Origin of the sequence: Pseudomonas sp. VE 267-6A, from assembly GCF_024126555.1 — a bacterium.
Lineage (GTDB): Bacteria > Pseudomonadota > Gammaproteobacteria > Pseudomonadales > Pseudomonadaceae > Aquipseudomonas > Aquipseudomonas palmensis.
On record NZ_JAMYBY010000002.1, the window covers coordinates 44,108 to 67,786 of the forward strand.

The following is a 23,679-nucleotide window of genomic DNA, read 5'->3' on the forward strand; positions in this document are numbered from 1 at the left end:
GTTGATCCGAGCATGACGGCATGTGCGCGACGCTTCACTCAATAACAAGCCCAAGCGGAGTACCACAGATGGCGTTTTTCACCGCAGCCAGCAAAGCCGACTTCCAGCATCAACTGCAGGCGGCCCTGGCGCAGCACATCGGGGAACAGGCACTGCCACAAGTGGCGCTGTTTGCCGAGCAGTTCTTTGGCATCATCTCTCTTGACGAATTGACCCAGCGTCGCCTCTCCGACCTGGCCGGCTGCACCCTCTCGGCCTGGCGCATCATCGAACGCTTCGACCACACCGAACCCCAGGTTCGGGTCTACAACCCCGATTACGAACGCCACGGCTGGCAGTCCACCCACACGGCCGTGGAAGTGCTGCACCATGACCTGCCGTTTCTGGTCGACTCGGTGCGTACCGAGCTCAACCGCCGCGGCTACAGCATCCATACCCTGCAGACCACCGTGCTCAGCGTGCGTCGCGGGGCCAAGGGCGAGCTGCTGGAGATTCTGCCCAAGGGCACCCAGGGTGAGGGCATCCTGCAGGAATCGCTGATGTACCTGGAGATCGACCGCTGCGCCAATGCCGCCGAGCTCAACCTGCTGGCCCGCGAGTTGGAGCAGGTGCTGGCCGAAGTGCGCGTGGTGGTGGCCGATTTCGAGCCGATGAAGGCCAAGGTGCGCGAGCTGCTCGAGCTGATCGACCACACGGCCTACGCCCCGGCCGCTGCCGAGAAGGACGAGGTCAAGAGCTTCCTGCAATGGCTGGTGAGCAACCATTTCACCTTCCTGGGCTACGAAGAGTTCGTGGTCAAGGCCGACGCCCAGGGCGGCCAGCTGGAGTATGACGAGCAGTCCTTCCTCGGCCTGACCCGCCGCCTGCGCAGCGGCCTCAGCGCCGACGACCTGCGCATCGAAGACTACGCCGTCAATTACCTCAACGAGCCGCTGCTGCTGTCGTTCGCCAAGGCCGCGCACCCCAGCCGCGTGCACCGCCCGGCCTACCCGGACTACGTGTCGATCCGCCAGCTGGACGCCGACGGCAAGGTGATCAAGGAATGCCGCTTCATGGGCCTGTACACCTCGTCGGTGTATGGCGAAAGTGTGCGGGTGATCCCGTACATTCGCGGCAAGGTCGCCGAAGTGGAGCGCCGTTCGGGCTTCGACGCCAAGGCCCACCTGGGCAAGGAGCTGGCCCAGGTACTCGAGGTGCTGCCGCGCGACGACCTGTTCCAGACCCCGGTGGATGAGCTGTTCAGCACCGTGATGTCGATCGTGCAGATCCAGGAGCGCAACAAGATTCGCGTGTTCCTGCGCAAGGACCCCTACGGGCGCTTCTGCTACTGCCTGGCCTATGTGCCGCGCGACATCTATTCCACCGAGGTGCGCCAGAAGATCCAGCAGGTGCTGATGGAGCGCCTGAAGGCCAGCGACTGCGAGTTCTGGACCTTCTTCTCCGAGTCGGTGCTGGCCCGCGTGCAACTGATTCTGCGAGTCGACCCGAAAAACCGCATCGACATCGACCCCCAGCAGCTGGAAAACGAAGTGGTGCAGGCCTGCCGTTCGTGGCAGGACGACTATGCCAGCCTGACCGTCGAGAGCTTCGGCGAGGCCCAGGGCACCAATGTGCTGGCCGACTTCCCCAAAGGCTTCCCGGCCGGCTACCGCGAGCGCTTTGCCGCGCATTCGGCGGTGGTGGACATGCAGCACCTGCTGACCCTGTCCGACAGCAAGCCGTTGGTGATGAGTTTCTACCAGCCGCTGACCCAGGCCGGCAAACAGCAGCTGCACTGCAAGCTGTACCACGCCGACACCCCGCTGGCGCTGTCGGACGTGCTGCCGATCCTGGAAAACCTGGGCCTGCGCGTACTGGGCGAGTTCCCGTACCGCCTTCGCCACAGCAATGGCCGCGAGTTCTGGATTCATGACTTTGCCTTCACCTACAGCGAAGGCCTGAACCTGGATATCCAGCAGCTCAACGACACCCTGCAGGACGCCTTCGTGCACATCGTCAACGGCGACGCCGAAAACGATGCGTTCAACCGTCTGGTGCTGACCGCCGGCCTTCCGTGGCGCGACGTGGCGCTGCTGCGCGCCTATGCCCGCTACCTCAAGCAGATTCGCCTGGGCTTCGACCTGGGCTACATCGCCAGCACCCTGAACAACCATACCGACATCGCCCGCGAGCTGACCCGGCTGTTCAAGACCCGCTTCTACCTGGCGCGCAAGCTGGCCGGGGATGACCTGGACGACAAGCAGCAACGCCTGGAACAGGCGATCCTGAGCGCGCTGGACGACGTGCAGGTGCTCAACGAAGACCGCATCCTGCGTCGCTACCTGGACCTGATCAAGGCCACCCTGCGCACCAACTTCTACCAGACCGACGCCAATGGCCAGGCCAAGTCGTACTTCAGCTTCAAGTTCAACCCAAGGCTGATTCCCGAGCTGCCCAAGCCGGTGCCCAAGTTCGAGATCTTCGTGTATTCGCCGCGGGTCGAGGGCGTGCACCTGCGCTTTGGCAACGTGGCACGCGGCGGGCTGCGCTGGTCGGACCGCGAAGAGGACTTCCGTACCGAAGTGCTGGGCCTGGTGAAGGCGCAGCAGGTGAAGAACTCGGTGATCGTGCCGGTGGGCGCCAAGGGTGGCTTCCTGCCGCGCCGCCTGCCGCTGGGCGGCAGCCGCGACGATATCCAGGCCGAAGGCATCGCCTGCTACCGCATCTTCATTTCCGGCCTGCTGGACATTACCGACAACCTCAAGGACGGCGTGCTGGTGCCGCCGGTCAACGTGGTGCGTCACGACGATGACGACCCGTACCTGGTGGTGGCGGCCGACAAGGGCACCGCGACCTTCTCGGACATCGCCAACGGCATCGCCATCGACTACGGCTTCTGGCTGGGCGACGCCTTTGCCTCGGGCGGTTCGGCCGGCTACGACCACAAGAAGATGGGGATTACCGCCCGTGGTGCGTGGGTTGGCGTGCAGCGTCATTTCCGCGAGCGTGGCATCAACGTGCAGCAGGACCCGATCACCGTGGTCGGTGTGGGCGACATGGCCGGCGACGTGTTCGGCAACGGCCTGCTGATGTCCGACAAGCTGCAACTGGTGGCTGCCTTCAACCACCTGCATATCTTCATCGACCCGAACCCGGAGCCTGCCAGCAGCTTTGCCGAGCGCAAGCGCCTGTTCGACCTGCCGCGGTCGGCCTGGAGCGACTACGACACCAGCATCATGTCCGAAGGTGGCGGGATCTTCTCGCGCAGTGCCAAGAGCATCGCCATCAGCCCGCAGATGAAGGAACGCTTTGCCATCGAGGCCGACAAGCTGACCCCGACCGAGCTGCTCAATGCGCTGCTCAAGGCGCCGGTCGACCTGCTGTGGAACGGCGGCATCGGCACCTACGTCAAGTCCAGCGAAGAGAGCCACGCCGATGTGGGCGACAAGGCCAACGACGCGTTGCGCGTGGACGGCAACGAGCTGCGCTGCAAGGTGGTGGGCGAGGGCGGCAACCTGGGCATGACCCAGCTGGGTCGGGTCGAGTTCGGCCTCAACGGCGGCGCGACCAACACCGACTTCATCGACAACGCCGGTGGCGTGGACTGCTCCGACCACGAGGTCAACATCAAGATCCTGCTCAACGAGGTGGTGCAGGCCGGTGACATGACCGAGAAGCAGCGCAACCAGTTGCTGGGCAGCATGACCGACGAAGTGTCTGCGCTGGTGCTGGGCAACAACTACAAGCAGACCCAGGCACTGTCGCTGGCGGCGCGCCGGGCGCGTGAGCGGATTTCCGAGTACAAGCGCCTGATGGCCGACCTGGAAAGTCGCGGCAAGCTGGACCGGGCCATCGAGTTCCTGCCTACCGAAGAGCAACTGGCCGAGCGCATTGCGGCCAACCAGGGCCTGACCCGGGCCGAGCTGTCGGTGCTGATCTCGTACAGCAAGATCGACCTCAAGGAAGCCCTGCTGCAGTCGCTGGTGCCGGATGACGACTACCTGACCCGCGACATGGAGACGGCCTTCCCGCCGTCGCTGGTGAACAAGTTCGCCGAGGCCATGCGTCGCCATCGCCTCAAGCGCGAGATCGTCAGCACCCAGATCGCCAACGACCTGGTCAACAACATGGGCATCACCTTCGTGCAGCGGCTCAAGGAGTCCACGGGCATGAGCCCGGCGAACGTGGCCGGTGCCTACGTGATCGTGCGCGACATCTTCCACCTGCCGCACTGGTTCCGCCAGATCGAGGCGCTGGACTACCTGGTGCCCGCCGAAGTGCAGCTGACGCTGATGGACGAGCTGATGCGCCTGGGCCGCCGGGCCACGCGCTGGTTCCTGCGCAGCCGTCGCAACGAGCAGGATGCCGGGCGTGACGTGGCCCACTTCGGGCCCAAGATCGCGGCGCTGGGGCTCAAGCTGGACGAACTGCTGGAGGGGCCGACCCGCGAGCGCTGGATGACCCGCTACCAGGGCTTCGTCGAAGCCGGCGTGCCGGAGCTGCTGGCGCGCATGGTGGCTGGCACTACGCACCTGTACACCCTGTTGCCGATCATCGAGGCTTCCGATGTGACCGGCCAGGACCCGGCCGAGGTGGCCAAGGCGTTCTTCGCCGTGGGCAGCGCGCTGGACCTGACCTGGTACCTGCAGGAAATCAGCAACCTGCCGGTGGAGAACAACTGGCAGGCACTGGCACGTGAAGCGTTTCGCGATGACATCGACCTGCAGCAGCGCGCCATCACCATCTCCGTGTTGCAGATGGTCGATGCGCCTGCCGACATGGATGCGCGGGTAGCCTTGTGGCTGGCGCAGCATGCGGTGATGGTGGAGCGCTGGCGCGCGATGCTCGATGAGCTGCGTGCGGCCACCGGCACCGATTACGCCATGTATGCGGTGGCCAACCGCGAGCTGGTTGACCTGGCGCTGAGCGGGCAGTCGGCGGCGGTGCCGTCGTGAGTGTGTAGCAGGTAAAAAGAAGCCCCGGCCTGTGCCGGGGCTTTCTTTTGGCGGGGTGGGCCGTTGCGCCGGCAAGGCCGGCCGGGCGGCTTACTTGAAGCGCCGCTCCACGCCTTTCTCCACCAGGATCTTGGCGGATATCTCTTCCACCGAAAAATGCGTGGAGTTGATGTTGGGAATGTTCTCGCGCCGGAACAGGTTCTCCACTTCGCGCACCTCGAACTCGCACTGGGCAAAGCTGGCGTAGCGGCTGTTGGGCTTGCGCTCGTGGCGAATGGCAGTGAGGCGGTCGGGGTCGATGGTCAGGCCGAACAGCTTGTGCTGGTGGTTCTTCAAGGCCGGTGGCAGATGCAGGCGCTCCATGTCGTCTTCGGTCAGCGGGTAGTTGGCTGCGCGAATGCCGAACTGCATGGCCATGTACAGGCAGGTGGGGGTCTTGCCGCAGCGCGATACGCCCACCAGGATCAGGTCGGCCTTGTCGTAGTAGTGGGTGCGCGCACCGTCGTCGTTGTCCAGGGCGAAGTTCACCGCCTCGATGCGCTCCATGTAGTTGGAGTTGCCGCCGATCGAGTGCGATTTGCCCACCGAATACGACGAATGGGCGGTCAGCTCCTGTTCCAGCGGCGCCAGGAAGGTCGAGAAGATGTCGATCATGAAGCCGTTGGAGGTGGCCAGGATCTCGCGGATATCCTGGTTGACGATGGTATCGAAGATGATCGGGCGCACGCCGTCGCGTTCTGCGGCGGTATTGATTTGCTGTACCATGGTGCGCGCTTTGTCCACGGTGTCGATGTACGGTCGCGTGAACTTGTTGAACCCGATGCTCTCGAATTGTGCCAACAAGCTTTGTCCCAGCGTTTCGGCAGTGATGCCGGTGCCGTCGGAAATAAAGAAAGCAGATCGTTTCATTTGCGCCTTGGGCCTTAAGCTGGTGACGATTCTTGGATATGATACGTTCGGTTTGCCGAACATCCCTGGTCGGCATTCTCACTTATTTTCCAGGTCCAGGCCACAAACGCCCGGTACGGTCACAGCGAACTGACCGGCGTCATGAGCTTTTCCAACACAGTTAGTGGAGAGATCACCTTGGTAGAGTACGTAGTTTCCCTCGATAAGCTCGGCGTCCATGATGTAGAGCATGTGGGGGGCAAGAACGCATCCCTCGGAGAGATGATCAGTAATCTCGCGGGCGCCGGTGTATCGGTCCCCGGCGGCTTTGCCACTACGGCTCAGGCGTATCGTGACTTTCTCGAGCAGAGCGGCCTGAACGCCCAGATCCATGCCGCCCTCGACGCGCTGGATGTGGATGACGTCAATGCCCTGGCCCGCACCGGCGCACAGATCCGCCAGTGGATCATGGAAGCCGAATTCCCCGAGCGGCTGAACACCGAAATCCGTACCGCCTTCGCCGAAATGTCCCAGGGCAACCCGAACATGGCTGTTGCCGTGCGTTCCTCGGCCACTGCCGAAGACCTGCCGGACGCCTCGTTTGCCGGGCAGCAGGAAACCTTCCTGAACATCCGCGGCGTGGACAACGTGATCCGCGCGGCCAAGGAAGTGTTCGCCTCGCTGTTCAACGACCGCGCCATTTCCTACCGCGTGCACCAGGGCTTCGACCACAAGCTGGTGGCCCTGTCGGCCGGCGTGCAGCGCATGGTGCGTTCAGAAACCGGCACCGCCGGCGTGATGTTCACCCTGGACACCGAGTCGGGTTTCCGTGACGTGGTGTTCATCACCGGCGCCTACGGCCTGGGCGAAACCGTCGTGCAGGGCGCAGTCAACCCCGACGAATTCTACGTGCACAAGGGCACCCTGCAAGCCGGGCGCCCGGCCATCCTGCGCCGCAACCTGGGCAGCAAGGCCATCAAGATGATCTACGGCGACGAGGCCAAGGCCGGTCGTTCGGTCAAGACCGTCGATGTCGACAAGGCCGACCGCACCCGTTTCTGCCTGAGCGACGAAGAGGTCAGCGAGCTGGCCAAGCAGGCCATGATCATCGAGCAGCACTACAAGTGCCCGATGGACATCGAGTGGGCCAAGGACGGTGACGACGGCAAGCTGTACATCGTGCAGGCGCGCCCTGAAACCGTGAAGAGCCGCGCCCAGGCCAACGTCATGGAGCGCTACCTGCTCAAGGAAACCGGCACCGTGCTGGTGGAAGGCCGTGCCATCGGCCAGCGCATCGGCGCCGGCAAGGTGCGGATCATCAAGGACGTTTCGGAGATGGACAAGGTCCAGCCCGGCGACGTGCTGGTGTCCGACATGACCGACCCGGACTGGGAACCGGTGATGAAGCGCGCCAGCGCCATTGTCACCAACCGTGGCGGGCGTACCTGCCACGCCGCGATCATTGCCCGTGAACTGGGCATTCCGGCGGTGGTCGGGTGCGGCAACGCCACCCAGCTGCTCAAGGATGGCCAGGGCGTGACCGTGTCGTGCGCCGAAGGCGATACCGGCTTCATCTTCGAAGGCGAGCTGGGCTTCGACATTCGCCAGAACTCGGTGGATGCCATGCCCGACCTGCCGTTCAAGATCATGATGAACGTCGGCAACCCGGATCGCGCGTTCGATTTTGCCCAGTTGCCCAACGCCGGTGTCGGCCTGGCGCGCCTGGAGTTCATCATCAACCGCATGATCGGCGTGCACCCCAAGGCACTGCTCAACTATGCCGGCCTGCCGGCCGAGCTCAAGGAAAGCGTCGACAAGCGCATTGCCGGCTACGGCGATCCGGTCGGTTTCTACGTCGAGAAGCTGGTCGAGGGCATCAGCACCCTGGCCGCAGCGTTCTGGCCGAAGAAGGTCATCGTGCGCCTGTCGGACTTCAAGTCCAACGAGTACGCCAACCTGATCGGCGGCAAGCTGTACGAGCCGGAAGAAGAAAACCCGATGCTGGGCTTCCGTGGCGCCTCGCGCTACATCAGCGAATCGTTCCGTGACTGCTTCGAGCTCGAGTGCCGTGCACTCAAGCGCGTGCGCGACGAAATGGGCCTGACCAACGTCGAGATCATGGTGCCGTTCGTACGGACCCTGGGCGAAGCCAGCCAGGTGGTCGACCTGCTGGCCGAGAACGGCCTGGGCCGTGGCGTCAACGGCCTGCGTGTGATCATGATGTGCGAGCTGCCCTCCAACGCGATCCTGGCCGATGAGTTCCTCGAGTACTTCGACGGGTTCTCCATCGGGTCCAACGACCTGACCCAACTGACCCTGGGCCTGGACCGCGACTCCGGCATCATTGCGCACCTGTTCGACGAGCGTAACCCTGCGGTCAAGAAGCTGCTGGCCAACGCCATCCAGGCCTGCAACAAGGCCGGCAAGTACATCGGTATCTGCGGCCAGGGCCCTTCCGACCACCCTGACCTGGCCAAGTGGCTGATGGAGCAGGGCATCGAAAGCGTCTCGCTGAACCCTGACTCGGTGCTCGAAACCTGGTTCTTCCTGGCCGAGGGCCAGGCCCAGGCCTGATGCGCTGAAGAGGAGCGGCCGCCAGCCAGGAGGCGTCGGGCGGCCGCTTCAACGGATTTTCAGGGCGTGATCCAGTGATGGGCTCGCCCTTTTTTGTGCAAGTAACCTATGCAAAGCAGCAGTACTCTTTTTCCCGTTGCCCTGCTCAGTGCCGAGCGGCGCGGCGACCTCAGCGAAGATGTGTATCGGCTCAAGGCCGGCAACAGCCCCGACCGTACGGTCGAGCTGGCGCTGACACGCCTTGGCATGGCCGACCAGAGCGAGGTGCGCGGTGCCCCGGTCATCCTGTTGCATGGCAGCTTTTCCAACCGGCGCTTCTGGTTCTCGCCGCGCGGTATCGGCCTGGGCGCGACCCTGGCACGCGCCGGTTTCGACGTGTGGATACCGGAAATGCGCGGCCATGGGCTGTCACCCCGCAACCGCGACTACCGCCACAACCGTGTGGCGGACTATGCCCGTTACGATCTGCCGGCAATTGCCGCGTTCGTGTGCGAGGTGAGCGGGCGCACCCCGCACTGGCTTGGCCACTCGCTGGGCGGTACCACGCTGGCGGCAGCATTGGGCGGGGCTTACCTGGCCCAGGAGCAGGTCGCCAGTGCGGCCTTTTTCGGCACTCAGGTCAGCCGTACCTACTGGCCATTGAAAATCCCACCGGTGGAGTGGGGCGGGCGCCTGCTGCTCAAGCGCTTTGCACACCTGTCAGGTTCGCGGCTCAAGCGCGGGCCCGAAGATGAGCCCATCGGCCTGGCGCTGGAAAGCATGCGCTGGTTCGGCCTGTTCGGACGCTTTGGCGACAAGCAGAGCGACTGGTGGGCCGGGCTTGCCGAGGTGCGCGTGCCAGTGCTGGCGGTGGCTGGGGCCGGAGATCACCAGGACCCGGTGTGGGCCTGTCGCAAGTTGTTCGAGCAAATAGGCAGCGAGCACAAGCGTTTCGTGCGGCTGGGGCGCGAGGAAGGCTTCGACAATTTCGGTCATGTCGATATGCTGGTCAGCAAACCGGCCCAGGCCCAGGTGTGGCCGCTGGTGGAACGCTGGCTGAGCGACCCGCAGGCCATGCTGGCCCCGGCCGAGACAGGTGACCCGCAGCCCGTCGGCGTGTAGCCTTGGTTAAACGCCGGTGCGCCGGCTTCGTCTTTTCAGTGAACGTGTGAAATCCGCTTTCCATTCAATTGGCCATCGACAGGAGTTTCCCATGCATTACCTTACCCCCGACTTGTGTGACGCCTACCCGGACCTGGTGCAGGTGCTGGAGCCGATGTTCAGCAACTTCGGCGGCCGCGATTCGTTCGGCGGTCAGATCGTCACCGTCAAGTGCTTCGAGGACAACTCGCTGGTAAAGGCGCAAGCCGACCTGGATGGCAAGGGCAAGGTGCTGGTGGTCGACGGCGGCGGTTCGCTGCGCCGGGCGCTGCTGGGTGACATGATTGCCGAGAAGGCCGCCAAGAATGGCTGGGAAGGGCTGGTGATCTACGGTTGCGTGCGTGACGTGGATGCGCTGGCGCAAACCAATCTGGGTGTGCAGGCGCTGGCCAGCCACCCGATGAAGACCGACAAGCGCGGCATTGGTGACCTGAATGTGGTGGTCACGTTCGCTGGTGTGACCTTCCGGCCGGGGGAGTACGTGTACGCTGACAACAACGGTGTCATCGTGTCGCCCAGCCCGTTGAAGATGCCCGAGTAATTTTCGCTGACGGTGCGTGGGGTAGGGATGTTCGAGGAAGAAAACGCGCAGTGGGGGCTGGTGCATGCCCTGGTACTCGATGGCAAGGGCGGTGCGCGTTCGATCGCTCGAACCGAACTGGACGATCTGCAGTTGCAGCCGGAGCAGAGCCTGTGGCTGCACTGGGATCGCAGCCACCCGCAAACCCAGACCTGGCTGCGCCATGACAGCGGCCTGAGCCCCTTCGCCTGTGACCTGCTGCTGGAGGAAAACACCCGGCCGCGCCTGGTGCCTTTACCGGATGCGCAGATGTTGCTGTTTCTGCGCGGGGTCAACCTCAACCCGGGCGCCGAACCCGAAGACATGGTGTCGGTGCGCATCTTCGCCCAGGCGCAGCGGGTGATTTCGCTGCGCCTGCGGCCGCTGCGCGCCACCGACGAGCTGCTTCAGCAACTGGACGAGGGGCGTGGCCCGACCACGGCCTCCGAGCTGTTGCTGAGCCTGGCCCAGTTGCTGACCGAAAAGGTCCAGGCGCTGGTGTCGGACCTGTCCGAAGTGGTGGATGAAGAGGAAGAAAAACTCGAATCCGACGAACGGTATACGCCTGAGCACGGCAGCCTGCAGCAGATGCGGCGGCGCGCCGCCGGCCTGCGTCGGTTCCTGGCGCCGCAGCGGGAAATCTATGCGCAGCTGGCGCGCAACAAATGGCCATGGTTCGCGCCGGACGATGCCGACTACTGGAACGAGCTCAACAACAGCCTGATCCGCTACCTCGAAGAGCTGGAACTGACCCGCGAGCGCGTGGCGCTGGTGCTTGAAAGCGAGGACCGGCGCCTGAGCGAACGCATGAACAAGACCATGTACCGCTTCGGAATCATCACCTGTATCTTCCTGCCCATGAGCTTTCTGACCGGCTTGCTGGGCATCAACGTGGGGGGCATTCCGGGTTCGGAAAACCCCTATGGCTTCCTTTATGCCAGCTTGCTGGTGCTCGTGCTGGCCCTGGGCCAATGGTGGCTGTTTCGCCGTCTTCGCTGGGTATAGGGGCACTTTCTTGAAATTTCCTACAACATTTGCGCAGATTGTTCATGTGACCCGCCCTATGAGCGTCTCGTCTTTGACAGACATTGCGCGAGGTGCCCATGCACGATCCGTTTGAAGAATCCCTGCGGGACCTGCTCAAGGCCTCGCCGTCCGGCAAAGACCGCGACGACGACGCCTGCCTGGGCCGGGTCCTCAAGACCGCCAACCGTCAGGTAGGCGCGGGCGATCTGTTCAGCCTGCTCGGCCGTTGGAGCCAGGCGCTGATGATCGCCGTGAACAATGGCTCGGCGCATGTCGCGCCGGTGCGTCGTAACGCTTCTGCCCGTAAAGCTGATAAGGCTGATTGATTATGGAACTTGATCTCTGGACCCAGAGCCTGGTGGCGGCGATGACCGCCTTGTGGACCAAAGTCGCCAACTTCATCCCCAACCTGTTTGGGGCGCTGGTGGTGGTGCTGCTGGGCTTTGTGGTTGCCAAGCTGCTCGATACCCTGTTGTCCAAGCTGCTGGCCAAGCTTGGCCTGGATCGCCTGATGGGCGGCACCGGCCTGACCAAGATGCTCAGCCGGGTGGGCATCCAGGTGCCGATCTCGACGCTGATCGGCAAGATCGTCTACTGGTTCGTGCTGCTGATCTTCCTGGTTTCGGCCGCCGAATCCCTGGGGCTTGAACGTGTTTCGGCGACCCTGGACATGCTGGCGCTGTACCTGCCCAAGGTGTTTGGCGGTGCGCTGGTGCTGCTGGCCGGTGTGCTGCTGGCCCAGATCGTCAACGGCCTGGTGCGCGGTGCCGCCGAGGGCATCGGCCTGGAATACGCCGCAGGGGTCGGGCGTATCGCCCAGGGCCTGGTCATCATCATCAGCATTTCGGTGGCCATCAGCCAGTTGGAGGTCAAGACCGACCTGCTCAACCACGTGATTGTCATCGGGTTGATTACCGTTGGTCTGGCAGTTGCGCTGGCCATGGGCCTGGGCAGCCGTGAAATCGCCGGGCAGATCCTGGCTGGAATTTACGTACGTGAGCTCTATCAGGTCGGCCAGCAGGTCCAGATTGGCGAGGTCGAGGGGCAGATCGAAGAGATCGGCACGGTCAAGACGACCGTGCTCACCGACGAGGGTGAACTGGTATCGCTGTCGAACCGGATCCTCCTGGAGCAGCGGGTCAGTAGCCGCTAACCGGGCAAATCCTGCTAATGTATGCCGCCGCAAAATCGCCCAGGCAGGGCGAGCGGCGACAATGACCTGACTGTCGGCCAGATTTGTTTTGAATAAAGTTCACTCGCTGCCCATGCGTTACGACCCCCGCGAGCTCACTGATGAGGAGTTGGTGGCGCGTTCGCATGAGGAGCTTTTTCATGTTACTCGCGCCTATGAAGAGCTCATGCGGCGCTACCAGCGGACCCTTTTTAACGTGTGTGCACGTTATCTGGGGAACGATCGGGATGCTGACGATGTCTGTCAGGAGGTGATGTTGAAGGTGCTGTACGGCCTGAAGAATTTCGAAGGCAAGTCGAAATTCAAGACCTGGCTCTACAGCATCACCTACAACGAATGCATCACCCAGTACCGCAAGGAGCGGCGCAAACGTCGTTTGATGGATGCGCTAAGTCTCGATCCACTCGAGGAGGCCTCTGAAGAGAAGGCCCCCAAACCGGAAGAGAAAGGCGGGCTGGATAAATGGCTGGTTCATGTGAACCCGATCGACCGCGAAATCCTGGTGCTACGATTTGTCGCAGAGCTGGAGTTCCAGGAGATCGCCGACATCATGCACATGGGCCTGAGCGCCACGAAAATGCGCTACAAGCGTGCGCTCGACAAGCTACGCGAGAAATTTGCGGGCCTCACCGAAACTTAGTGAGTCGCAAATATCTCTAACGTATCGACAAGGTCTGCTAAACTTGTCGACGAGTTGTCCCCCGGGTTTGGTGGGACTACTTAACAATCACCAGATGGGGATTTAACGGATGAAATTGAAAAACACCTTGGGCTTGGCCATTGGTTCTTTTGTTGCCGCAACTTCCTTCGGCGCTCTGGCACAAGGCCAAGGCGCAGTCGAAATTGAAGGCAACGTCACCAAGCAGTACTACGACAGCGAGCGTAACTTCAAGAACGACGGCACCAATCCTGGTGTTCGCCTCGGTTACTTCCTGACCGACGACGTGTCCTTGGACCTGGGCTACAACGAGACTCACAACGCTCGTGGCGACGTGTTCAACAAGGACATCAAAGGTTCCAAGGCCAAGCTGGACGCCACCTACCACCTGGGTACCGTTGGTGACGCAATCCGTCCTTACGTATCGGCTGGTTTCGCTCACGAGAGCCTGGGCCAAGCTACCCGTAACGGTCGCGATCACTCCACCTTCGCCAACCTGGGCGCTGGCGCCAAGTGGTACATCACCGACAACCTGTTCGCCCGTGCTGGCGTTGAAGCGATGTACAACATCGACAACGGCAACACCGAGTGGGGCCCATCCCTGGGTCTGGGTCTGAACTTCGGTGGTAGCGGTGGCAAGGTTGCACCGACTCCTGCGCCAGCTCCAGTAGCTGAAGTCTGCTCCGACAGCGACAACGATGGCGTGTGCGACAACGTCGACAAGTGCCCTGACACCCCAGCCAACGTCACCGTTGACGCTGATGGCTGCCCGGCTGTTGCTGAAGTCGTTCGTGTAGAGCTGGACGTCAAGTTCGACTTCGACAAGTCGGTCGTCAAGCCAAACAGCTACGGCGACATCAAGAACCTGGCTGACTTCATGAAGCAGTACCCATCCACCACCACCACTGTTGAAGGTCACACTGACTCCGTCGGTCCTGACGCTTACAACCAGAAGCTGTCCGAGCGTCGTGCAAACGCCGTGAAGCAGGTTCTGACCAACCAGTACGGTGTTGAGTCGAACCGCGTTGAATCGGTTGGCTACGGTGAGACCCGTCCGGTAGCTGACAACGCCACCGAAGCTGGTCGCGCTGTCAACCGTCGCGTTGAAGCTCAAGTAGAAGCCCAAGCCAAGTAATTGGTCTGACGCTTGAGAAAAGCCCGGCTCCGGCCGGGCTTTTCTTTGCCTGCGATTTGATCGGGCGGTGGGTGCAAGGCGTACGCGGGCCTGTCTTCGTGGCGGCTGCACCGCTATAATCGCTGCCTTCCCACACCTCGAGCTAAGCCTGCCCATGTATACCCTGGCCCGCCAGCTGCTGTTCAAACTGTCCCCGGAAACCTCCCACGACCTGTCGCTGGACCTGATCGGTGCAGGTGGGCGCCTGGGCCTCAACGGGCTGTTGACCAAGGCGCCGGCGCAGTTGCCGGTAACCGTCATGGGCTTGCAGTTCGCCAACCCGGTCGGGCTGGCAGCGGGGCTGGACAAGAACGGTGCCGCCATCGACGGCTTCGCTCAACTGGGCTTCGGTTTCGTCGAGATCGGCACCGTCACCCCGCGCCCGCAGCCAGGCAATCCCAAGCCGCGGCTGTTCCGCCTGCCTGAAGCCGAGGCGATCATCAACCGCATGGGCTTCAACAACCTGGGCGTCGACCATCTGCTCGAGCGTGTGCGTGTGGCCAATTACCATGGCGTGCTGGGCATCAATATCGGCAAGAACTTCGATACCCCGGTGGAGCGGGCAGTGGACGATTACCTGATCTGCCTGGAGAAGGTCTACGGTCACGCCAGCTACGTCACCGTCAACGTCAGTTCGCCCAACACCCCGGGCCTGCGCAGCCTGCAGTTTGGCGATTCGCTCAAGCAACTGCTCCAGGCCCTGGCCGAGCGCCGTGAGGCGTTGGCCCTGACCCATGCCAAGCGCGTACCACTGGCCATCAAGATTGCCCCGGACATGAGCGATGAGGAAACCGCACAGGTGGCGTCGGCTTTGCTGGCCACTGGCATGGACGCAGTGATCGCGACCAACACCACCCTCAGCCGCGAAGGCGTGGAAGGCCTGGCACATGCTGACGAGGCCGGTGGGCTGTCGGGCGCCCCGGTACGCGACAAGAGTACCCACACGGTGCGCATGCTGGCCGCCGAACTGGGTGGCAAGCTGCCGATCATCGCAGCAGGCGGTATCACCGAAGGCAAGCACGCCGCCGAGAAGATCGCTGCCGGTGCAAGCCTTGTGCAGATCTACTCCGGGTTCATCTACAAGGGGCCTGCGCTGATTCGCGAGTCGGTGGACGCCATCGCCGCCATGGGGCCACGCTGAGCGGGCATAAAAAAGGGCCCCTCAAAAGGGGCCCCTGGGCCGCAGCCCGCCGCTCGGATAGAGCGTGCATGGTGACTAGAATTCAGATCCTCGTTCAGCCAACGGCGTGAAGTTCGTTGAGTCTATGGATACCCGCAGTGCCGGTCATACCGTCCCAGTTGTCGCCACGTCCCTCGCGCCAGCCGTTGACCCAGGCTTGGCGTACTGACGGTAGAGTAAAAGGGCAAAGCTCGCGGGATTTGCCGGTGACCCCATATTGGTAGCCACGTAAAAATGCTCTTTCCAACGGATCACGCTTAAGTCTTCTCATAGGGTGTTGCCCTCACTTGTTGACTGTAATGTCCCGTCGGCCTCGGCTGAGGCCGGGCAGAGTCGTTCTGCCGGTTATGCGCTCGCTGCCGGCGTGGCGAGCTGGAAGTGTTGCCCCGTTGCAGGACAACCTGATACGAGTTCTAACCAATGCAGGTCACAGTGTGAATGATCGTTTTGTCATAAGGACGTAACCTTTCCAAGGGTCAGGGGATAAGTAAAAAATTGCTTCAGCGGCGAAATGAAGGCAAAGCCAGCTATGATCAGGCTTTGCTCATGGCTCAGGTCAGAACGCCATCGTTGAGAATCACTTCCAACGCAGGGGCTCAAAACGACGAAGGGTCATAAAAAGTCGCAGTTTTACTAGAATTTTTCATTCTGCCGGACGATCAAAGCCTTTTTACCCTGGGGTAAATGGCCGTTGTCCGGCGGCCCGGCGCCATGTCAGCGCCATTCGAACGCCTGCTGGAAGGCGTTCGATCAAACAGCGAAGGGGCGATGCGCTTGCCTTTTCACCTATTGCTCAAGGCTTGGATTACTCATGTCGGACCGTTTCGAACTCTATCTCACCTGCCCCAAGGGCCTGGAAGGCCTGCTTGCCGAAGAAGCCCGTGGGCTGGGCCTGGAGGATGTGCGAGAGCACACCTCGGCCATTCGCGGCGAAGCCGACATGGAAACCGCCTATCGCCTGTGCCTCTGGTCGCGTCTGGGCAACCGCGTACTGCTGGTGCTCAAGCGCTTCAACATGAAGAACGCCGATGACCTGTATGACGGGGTCAACGCCGTCGACTGGCAGGATCACCTGGAAGCCACTGGCAGCCTGGCTGTGGAGTTCAGCGGGCACGGCTCGGGCATCGACAACACCCACTTCGGCGCGCTCAAGGTCAAGGATGCCATCGTCGACAAGCTGCGCAACGCGGCGGGCGAGCGGCCTTCGGTAGACAAGCTCAACCCCGATCTGCGTGTGCACCTGCGCCTGGAACGCGGCGAGGCGATTCTGTCCCTGGACCTGTCCGGCCACAGCCTGCACCAGCGAGGCTACCGTCTGCAGCAGGGGGCTGCGCCACTGAAGGAAAACCTTGCCGCTGCCGTGCTGATCCGTGCCGGCTGGCCGCGTATTGCTGCCCAGGGCGGCGCGCTGGCCGACCCGATGTGCGGTGTGGGTACCTTCCTGGTGGAGGCGGCGATGATTGCCGCCGATATCGCGCCGAACCTGCGCCGCGAGCGCTGGGGCTTCAGCGCCTGGCTGGGTCACGTGCCGGCGCTGTGGCGCAAGCTGCACGACGAGGCCAAGGCGCGCGCCGAAGCCGGGCTGGCACGTCCGCCGCTGTGGATCCGCGGCTACGAGGCCGATCCGCGGCTGATCCAGCCAGGGCGCAACAACGTCGAGCGTGCGGGCCTGAGCGACTGGATCAAGATCTACCAGGGCGAAGTGGGCAGCTTCGAGCCGCGTCCCGACCAGAACCAGAAGGGCCTGGTAATCTGCAACCCGCCCTACGGTGAGCGTCTGGGTGATGAAGCCAGCTTGCTGTATCTCTACCAGAACCTGGGTGAACGCCTGCGCCAGGCCTGCCTGAACTGGGAGGCGGCGGTGTTCACCGGCGCGCCCGATCTGGGCAAGCGCATGGGTATTCGCAGCCACAAGCAGTACGCCTTCTGGAACGGCGCGCTGCCGTGCAAGCTGCTGCTGATCAGGGTGCAGCCCGATCAGTTCGTCACCGGCGAGCGTCGTCAGCCAGAGCGCGAGCGGGGCAGCGAGCCGAGCGAGCCCGTGGTTTCAGTCGCCAGCGAGCCGGCGCGTCTGAGCGAAGGCGGGCAGATGTTCGCCAACCGCCTGCAGAAGAACCTCAAGCAACTGGGCAAGTGGGCCAAGCGCGAGAACATAACCTGCTATCGCGTCTACGATGCCGACATGCCGGAATACGCGCTGGCCATCGACCTCTACCATGACTGGGTGCATGTTCAGGAGTACGCCGCGCCGCGTTCGATCGACCCGGAAAAAGCCCAGGCGCGTCTGTTCGATGCCCTGGCGGCGATCCCCCAGGCGCTGAACATCGACCAGAGCCGCGTGGTGATCAAGCGGCGCGAGCGGCAATCCGGCACCAAGCAGTACGAGCGCCAGAGCAGCCAGGGTCAGTTCACCGAGGTGAGCGAAGGCGGCGTCAAGCTGCTGGTCAACCTGACCGACTACCTCGATACCGGGCTGTTCCTCGACCATCGCCCGATGCGCATGCGCATCCAGCGCGAGGCGGCCGGCAAACGCTTCCTCAACCTGTTCTGCTATACCGCCACGGCCAGCGTGCATGCGGCCAAGGGTGGCGCGCGCAGCACCACCAGTGTCGACCTGTCGAAAACCTACCTGGATTGGGCGCGGCGCAACTTCTCGCTCAACGGCTTTTCGGACAAGAACCGCCTGGAGCAGGGCGACGTGATGGCGTGGCTGCAGGCCTGCCGCGAGGAGTACGAGCTGATCTTCATCGACCCGCCGACCTTCTCCAACTCCAAGCGCATGGAAGGGGTGTTCGACGTGCAGCGTGACCATGTGGAGCTACTTGACCTGGCCGTTGCGCGCCTGGCACCGGGTGGCGTGCTGTATTTCTCCAACAACTTCCGCAAGTTCCAGCTCGACGAACACCTGCAGGAGCGTTACGCGGTCGAGGAGATCACCGCCCAGACCCTGGACCCGGACTTCGCGCGCAACAGCAAGATCCACCGCGCATGGCGCATCCAGGCGCGCTGATGGCGCGCAGGATGTGATCAGGCGTGTGGGGGGTGGCTACCTTGCAGCCACCGCCTACATGCCCGGGTGGAGCCCTGAGCCCGGCTCAGGGTTGCAGCGCTGCGGTACTGCTGTTGAGCTTTGGCTGGCGGTACAGGTCCAGCAACACCTGGTCGAGCACTGCCGAGGCGCCCCAGGGTTTGGGGTCGTTGAGAATTGCCACCACCGCCCAGGTGTTGCCGTTGCTGTCGCGGCTGAAGCCGGCGATGGCACGCACCGTATTCAGGGTGCCGGTCTTGATGTGTGCTTCACCGGTCATGGCGGTGCGCTTGAGGCGCTTGCGCATGGTGCCGTCCATGCCGGTCAGCGGCATCGAGCTGATGAATTCGGCAGCGTAGGGGCTCTTCCAGGCTGCCTGCAGCAGGGTGGCCATTTCCCTGGCGCTGACACGCTCGGCACGCGACAGCCCTGAACCGTTCTCCATGACCAGATGCGGCGCGGTGATGCCTTTCTTCGCCAGCCACTGGCGCACCACGCGCTGTGCGGCACGGGCATCGTCGCCGTCGGCATCGGTGCGGTACTGCGCGCCCAGGCTCAGGAACAGTTGCTGGGCCATGGTGTTGTTGCTGTATTTGTTGATGTCGCGGATCACCTCCACCAGGTCCGGGGAGAATGCGCGGGCCAGCAGGCGTGCACTCTTGGGAACTTCGGCAACCCGGTCAGCCCCCATGATGCGCCCGCCCAGTTCGTTCCAGATGGCACGTACCGCGCCGGCGGCGTAGGTCTGGTGGTCGAGCAGTGCCAGGTAGGTCTGGGAGTTGCAACCGTCAGCCAACTGGCCGCTGACCACCACGCTGACGCCGTCGGCCTGGGTCACCGGGTTGTAGCGCACTTCACCCTTGCACTGGTTGCCCGGTACCGCCTTGACCTGGTTGTCGATGCGGATGCCGGCGATGGGCGGCTCTACCGATACCAGGACCTTGCCGCCATCGTTGCGTGCCACGAAGCGCAAGGCCTTGAGGTTGACCAGCAGGGAGTCGGGCTTGACCAGGAACGGCTTGTTTTCATCGCCGCCGTCGTCGTTGAACTGGGGAAGCTGGGGCTGCACGAAGTGGCTGCGGTCCAGCACCAGGTCGCCATTGATGGTCTGTACGCCGTTGGCGCGCAGGTCGCGCATCAGCAACCAGAGTTTTTCCATGTTCAGCTTGGGGTCGCCGCCGCCCTTGAGGTACAGGTTGCCGTTGAGGGTGCCGTTGCTCAGGGTGCCGTCGGTGTAGAACTCGGTTTTCCACTGGTGGGTCGGACCGAGCATTTCCAGCGCGGCATAAGTGGTGACCAGTTTCATGGTCGAGGCCGGGTTGACCGACACATCGGCGTTGAACACCGTGGGTGTGCCCGGGCCATTGAGCGGCAGCATCACCAGCGACAGCGCGGAGCCGTCGAGCTTGTTGGTCTTGAGGGCCTGTTGCACCTTGGGCGAAAGGGTGGTGTTGACGGGGGCGGCGTGGGCCGGCATGGCCAGTGGCAGCAGCAGGCCGGCGAACAGCAGTGAACGTAGAGATGTGGTCATTTGCACTGAAACCCTGCAGGCGAGGGGTGAAAAAAACCAGAGCGCAATAGGGTGACGGCCCCGGTATGGAAAAATATAGCGCGCATTATGCACCACGCATGCTGCCCATGTGCCTAACAATGCCTGTCAGTGCGGCGATTTTTCGGGTTTTATTCAGGCAGTTTCGCGGTGGAACTGGTAAAGTGCCGCGCGTTATTACTTAAGAGGATTGTTTCATGGCGACCAACCGTTCCCGCCGTCTGCGTAAAAAACTGTGTGTAGACGAGTTCCAGGAGCTGGGTTTCGAACTGAACCTGGAGTTCAAGGAAGACCTGTCCGACGAAGCCATTGACGCTTTCCTCGACGCCTTCCTGGATGAAGCCATGGATGCCAACGGCCTGGACTACGTCGGCGGCGACGACTTCGGTCTGGTCTGCAAGGCAGATCGTGGCTCGGTCACCGAAGAGCAGCGTGCTGCAGTGCAGGCATGGCTCAAAGGCCGCAGCGAGCTGACCAAGATCGAAGTCAGCCCGTTGCTGGATGCCTGGTATCCGGAAAAGCCGGTCAACCCGGCTAGCTGATACCTCGTCAAAGCGGCAGCCCTGGTGGCTGCCGCTTGCGTTCTACCCCTGCATCGGCCCCGCTCCCGTGGGCTGCGACAGCGCCTCCAGCGTATCGCGCAACGCCTGATCCACCTCGTTCATTGCCCTTAGCACCTGCCGTTTGCGTCGCCTGAGCACAGGTTCTGGCGCAGCGTCCTCGCACGCCGCTTCCAGCCGTTCGCAGGCCAGCATCAGCGCCTCGGACTGCACCATGCGCGCCACCCCCAGCACCTTGTGTGCAGCGTCCCTGAGTATTGCCGGCGAGCCGCGAGTATCGGCGTCGAGCAGCTGCTGACGGTCGATCGGGGCGCAACTGAGCAACTGTTCGAGCAGGCGGCGCAGTTCGCCTGGGTCGTTGCCGATGATCGGCCCCAGCCCCATCAGGTCGATCAGGGGCATGTCGCCACGGGCGCGGCCTGCCGACAGGGGAGCGTCGTTCAGGCGCTGGCTGAGTTCATGCAGGGTGATGGGTTTGAGCAGACAGTCGTTCATGCCAGCGGCGTGGCAGCGATCACGCACTTCAGGTTGGGTGTTGGCGGTGTAGGCCAGGATGGTGCAGGGCGCGCGCCCGAGTATGCGCTCTTCCTCGCGTACGGCCTGGGCCAACTGGTAGCCGTCCATCTGCGGCATGTTGCAGTCCACGATCAACACGTCGAAAGGCTCCAGGCGCCATGCCTGCAGCGCACTCAGGCCGCTGTCGGCATTGGTGTGCTGCACGCCGAGAAAGTCCAGCTGCTGGCCCATCAGCAGCAGGTTGGCCGGGTGGTCGTCGACCACCAGCACCTTCACCGCCGGCGCCGGCAAGGTCGGCTGGGGCACGGGGTCGGCGAGCTTCTCGCAGGCTGCCAGCCCCGTCAGCGGCATGCTGATCTTCACCTCGGTCCCGGTGCCCGGTTCGCTGTGCAGCGTCAGCTGGCCGCCCATCATGGCGCACAGGCTGCGGCTGATGACCAGGCCCAGGCCGGTGCCGCTGCGTGCCAGCGGGCTGTCGGGGGCGACCTGGGCGAAGGGCTGGAACAGGTACTGCTGGTCGGTCGCGCTGATGCCGATACCGCTGTCGCTGACCGAGAGCAGCAGTTGCAGGGTATCGGGCCCGGCCCCCGGTTGCAGGGCCAGGTCCACGCGTACCTGGCCCTGGTCGGTGAACTTGATCGCGTTGCTGACCAGGTTCGAGAGGATCTGCTTGAAGCGCAGCGGGTCGAGCAGCACGTCGCGGCAGGCGCTCTCGTCGATGACCAGGCTCAGGCTGAGGTCCTTCTGCCGGGCCAGGGCCTCGAACACCCGACCCACCGACTCCACCAGCTCACCCAGGTTGACGCGCTGGGGGCTCAGGCTCATGTGGCCGGACTCGATACGCGCGATGTCGAGGATATCGCCGATCAGCGACAGCAGGTCCCTGGCCGAGCTGTAGGCCACCTCGATGGCGGGACGGTCGAGGTGCCCGGCATCGGCGCGCTTGAGTGCCAGCTCGAGCATGCCGATCACCGCGTTCATGGGGGTACGGATCTCGTGGCTCATGGTGGCCAGGAACTTGCTTTTTGCACGGTTGGCATTGTCGGCCTGCTCCTTGGCCTGGCGCAGTTCCTGGATCAGCTGGCGGCGGTCGCTGATGTCCAGCCAGCCGCCGATGATGCCCTGTACCTCGCCCAGCGAGTCGCGGTACGGCAGTACCCAGTGGTAGATGGTCAGCTCGCGGTTCTTCAGCATCATGGGGCGGTCGACGATCAATGGCAGGCCTTCGTTCATCACCTGCTGGTAGTCCGCCTGAAACTGACTGGCATTGTCGGCATCGGTGAGCGGCGCATCGTGGATGGACTTGCCCAGTACCTCTTCGGCGCGCGCCTCAACGGCCTGCAGGTAGCTGTCGTTGCAGCTCTTGAGCAGGCCTTGGCGGTCACGCACGTAGATCGGGTGCGGCGTGCCGTTGACCAGCGCCCGCATGAACTCGAGCTGGTCGCCCAGGGCGCGCTCGATCTGCTCGCGCTTCTTGATCTGGCGACGCATCCAGCCGTTCCAGGCCAGCGACAGGATCAGCAGCAGGCCAGTGCCCAGCACCAGTTGAATGATGAAGCGCTGGTGGCTTTGCCAGTAGGAGCTGGGTTCGCCGCTGAAATCGCGCCAGCGGCCATTGATTGCGCCCAGCTCGCAGGGTCTAGTGGTTTCTAATAATTGTGATCTAGGTCGCCAAAGGTGCGGGGGATGGCATTGGTGAGCATTAGATGCCGCCAAACAGGTGTGAGCTTTGCACTTGTTTGGCGAGAAAAATAATTTTTCTATGCTTTTGGAAGATTTAGTTGGCTGATTGTTTGTTTCTATATTGTCGTCTGCTTAGCTCTCTAAGTCCGCCAGATATTAAGGCTGTGCAAAGTGCAACAAAAGTAGTAAGTAATAAATTTTGTTTGATTTTTCCTGAGTACGGAAGTTCTGTTGTTATAATTTCGGACGGCTGAGTGGTCGAGGATTTAGATGCGGTTTCTACAATGTCCAATAATTTAGAATTCGCAGTGTCTGTAATCTTCAAAAACTCTATATATTTAATGAGGTTTTTTTCTTGTGTTTGATATATTTTTTTTTGGTTAGAAATTATTTCCTCTACTGTTAGTTTTACGTTTTTTATGGATTGTTCACGGTCTTCATTGGTTGATGAAATATTAATTATATCGGTATTTTTTATTGCGGTTATAGTAGCGTTATTTGAATATTTATAGGCTATTTCTTCTGGGCGTTCTAGCAGGGCTACAGTGTTGGAGTTTAGACTTACGCTTTTGCCGATAGTTACGTTTGAAGTGCTCTTGTATAATGTAGGTCTCGTTGTCGAATATGTAATACCTACTACAAAGACTATAAGGAAAACAATTGAAATTAATTTGATTTGTCGGATAAAAAAAGCATAGACATCAAAAAGAGAGATTTCTTCATTTAAAATTTCATTTGCTCTCATTTTTAATATCCTACAGTTACATGTAAGAGAGCAGCGATGCTTGCTGTTAGAGCCAAGATTAAAAATAATATGAAAATTTTTGCCCCTATAGTATATTTTACCTTATGGTGCTGGGTGCTGGGTGCTGGGTGCTGGGTGCTGGGTGCTGGGTGCTGGGTGCTGGGCATTAGTATATCCTTATTTTAGTAGCTGTTTTGATTTTTAGTCGAAGTCGCTTAATATTCTACATTATTAGGCTTTAAATCGCAATGTAGAAAATCGACGTTGATTATC

At 61.8% G+C, this 23,679-nt stretch carries 17 protein-coding genes; 12 read left to right on the forward strand and 5 right to left on the reverse strand.

The features are described 5' to 3' along the window. Positions 1–68: 68 nt before the first annotated feature. A complete protein-coding gene (locus tag NJH59_RS02040) occupies positions 69–4,934 on the forward strand; it encodes an NAD-glutamate dehydrogenase (protein ID WP_054916210.1) in 4,866 nt (1,621 codons plus the stop codon). A gap of 90 nt (positions 4,935–5,024) precedes the next feature. Here NJH59_RS02040 and NJH59_RS02045 read toward each other — a convergent pair whose 3' ends face one another. After that, a complete protein-coding gene (locus NJH59_RS02045) occupies positions 5,025–5,843 on the reverse strand; it encodes a pyruvate, water dikinase regulatory protein (RefSeq protein ID WP_253086284.1) in 819 nt (272 codons plus the stop codon). A 177-nt stretch (positions 5,844–6,020) separates the two neighbouring features. On the opposite strand from NJH59_RS02045, the gene ppsA reads away from it, so the two are divergent. The 9 genes from ppsA to NJH59_RS02090 all read left to right on the forward strand — a co-directional run bounded on the left by ppsA (position 6,021) and on the right by NJH59_RS02090 (position 15,286). Then, positions 6,021–8,396 carry a phosphoenolpyruvate synthase gene (gene ppsA, locus NJH59_RS02050; protein WP_043864614.1) on the forward strand — a complete coding sequence of 792 codons (2,376 nt, stop codon included), beginning with the start codon at positions 6,021–6,023 and terminating at the stop codon, positions 8,394–8,396. Positions 8,397–8,504: 108 nt separating this feature from the next. Continuing rightward, on the forward strand, positions 8,505–9,497 hold the full coding sequence (locus tag NJH59_RS02055; RefSeq protein ID WP_043864613.1) for an alpha/beta fold hydrolase: 993 nt from the start codon (positions 8,505–8,507) through the stop codon (positions 9,495–9,497). 91 nt (positions 9,498–9,588) lie between these two features. After that, a complete protein-coding gene (rraA, locus tag NJH59_RS02060; RefSeq protein ID WP_043864612.1) occupies positions 9,589–10,077 on the forward strand; it encodes a ribonuclease E activity regulator RraA in 489 nt (162 codons plus the stop codon). Between the two features lie 27 nt (positions 10,078–10,104). Then, positions 10,105–11,100 (forward strand): zinc transporter ZntB, encoded by a 996-nt coding sequence (locus NJH59_RS02065; RefSeq protein ID WP_043864611.1) that lies wholly within the window; start codon positions 10,105–10,107, stop codon positions 11,098–11,100. 92 nt (positions 11,101–11,192) lie between these two features. Then, positions 11,193–11,447, forward strand: coding sequence for a CrfX protein (locus NJH59_RS02070; RefSeq protein ID WP_173925061.1), 255 nt, complete (start codon positions 11,193–11,195; stop codon positions 11,445–11,447). A gap of 2 nt (positions 11,448–11,449) precedes the next feature. Continuing rightward, positions 11,450–12,274, forward strand: coding sequence for a mechanosensitive ion channel domain-containing protein (locus tag NJH59_RS02075; RefSeq protein ID WP_043864609.1), 825 nt, complete (start codon positions 11,450–11,452; stop codon positions 12,272–12,274). A gap of 88 nt (positions 12,275–12,362) precedes the next feature. Beyond that, positions 12,363–12,953: an RNA polymerase sigma factor SigX gene (sigX, locus tag NJH59_RS02080; protein ID WP_026001337.1), complete on the forward strand. Its 591-nt coding sequence runs from the start codon at positions 12,363–12,365 to the stop codon at positions 12,951–12,953. Positions 12,954–13,062: 109 nt separating this feature from the next. Continuing rightward, a complete protein-coding gene (locus NJH59_RS02085) occupies positions 13,063–14,106 on the forward strand; it encodes an OmpA family protein (protein WP_043864608.1) in 1,044 nt (347 codons plus the stop codon). 154 nt (positions 14,107–14,260) lie between these two features. Then, positions 14,261–15,286: a quinone-dependent dihydroorotate dehydrogenase gene (locus NJH59_RS02090; RefSeq protein ID WP_253086285.1), complete on the forward strand. Its 1,026-nt coding sequence runs from the start codon at positions 14,261–14,263 to the stop codon at positions 15,284–15,286. A 94-nt stretch (positions 15,287–15,380) separates the two neighbouring features. Here NJH59_RS02090 and NJH59_RS02095 read toward each other — a convergent pair whose 3' ends face one another. After that, on the reverse strand, positions 15,381–15,596 hold the full coding sequence (locus NJH59_RS02095; RefSeq protein ID WP_078479587.1) for a ribosome modulation factor: 216 nt from the start codon (positions 15,594–15,596) through the stop codon (positions 15,381–15,383). A 540-nt stretch (positions 15,597–16,136) separates the two neighbouring features. Here NJH59_RS02095 and rlmKL point away from each other — a divergent pair. Then, the gene (gene rlmKL / locus NJH59_RS02100) at positions 16,137–18,335 is read left to right on the forward strand and encodes a bifunctional 23S rRNA (guanine(2069)-N(7))-methyltransferase RlmK/23S rRNA (guanine(2445)-N(2))-methyltransferase RlmL (protein ID WP_078479588.1); all 2,199 of its coding nucleotides are present in this window, start codon (positions 16,137–16,139) and stop codon (positions 18,333–18,335) included. An 85-nt stretch (positions 18,336–18,420) separates the two neighbouring features. On the opposite strand, the gene dacB is transcribed toward rlmKL, so the two are convergent. Continuing rightward, entirely contained in the window at positions 18,421–19,884 is a 1,464-nt protein-coding gene (dacB, locus tag NJH59_RS02105; RefSeq protein ID WP_253086286.1) for a D-alanyl-D-alanine carboxypeptidase/D-alanyl-D-alanine-endopeptidase, read from the reverse strand. Positions 19,885–20,099: 215 nt separating this feature from the next. On the opposite strand from dacB, the gene NJH59_RS02110 reads away from it, so the two are divergent. Further along, positions 20,100–20,444, forward strand: a complete 345-nt coding sequence (locus NJH59_RS02110; RefSeq protein WP_043864604.1) for a YggL family protein — start codon at positions 20,100–20,102, stop codon at positions 20,442–20,444. A 42-nt stretch (positions 20,445–20,486) separates the two neighbouring features. Here the strand turns inward: NJH59_RS02110 and NJH59_RS02115 are convergent, their stop codons facing one another. Both NJH59_RS02115 and NJH59_RS02120 read right to left on the reverse strand, forming a co-directional pair. After that, complete coding sequence (locus NJH59_RS02115; RefSeq protein ID WP_253086287.1) at positions 20,487–22,520, reverse strand: ATP-binding protein; 2,034 nt, start codon at positions 22,518–22,520, stop codon at positions 20,487–20,489. A 235-nt stretch (positions 22,521–22,755) separates the two neighbouring features. Continuing rightward, complete coding sequence (locus tag NJH59_RS02120; protein ID WP_169859314.1) at positions 22,756–23,406, reverse strand: hypothetical protein; 651 nt, start codon at positions 23,404–23,406, stop codon at positions 22,756–22,758. Positions 23,407–23,679: the final 273 nt, after the last annotated feature.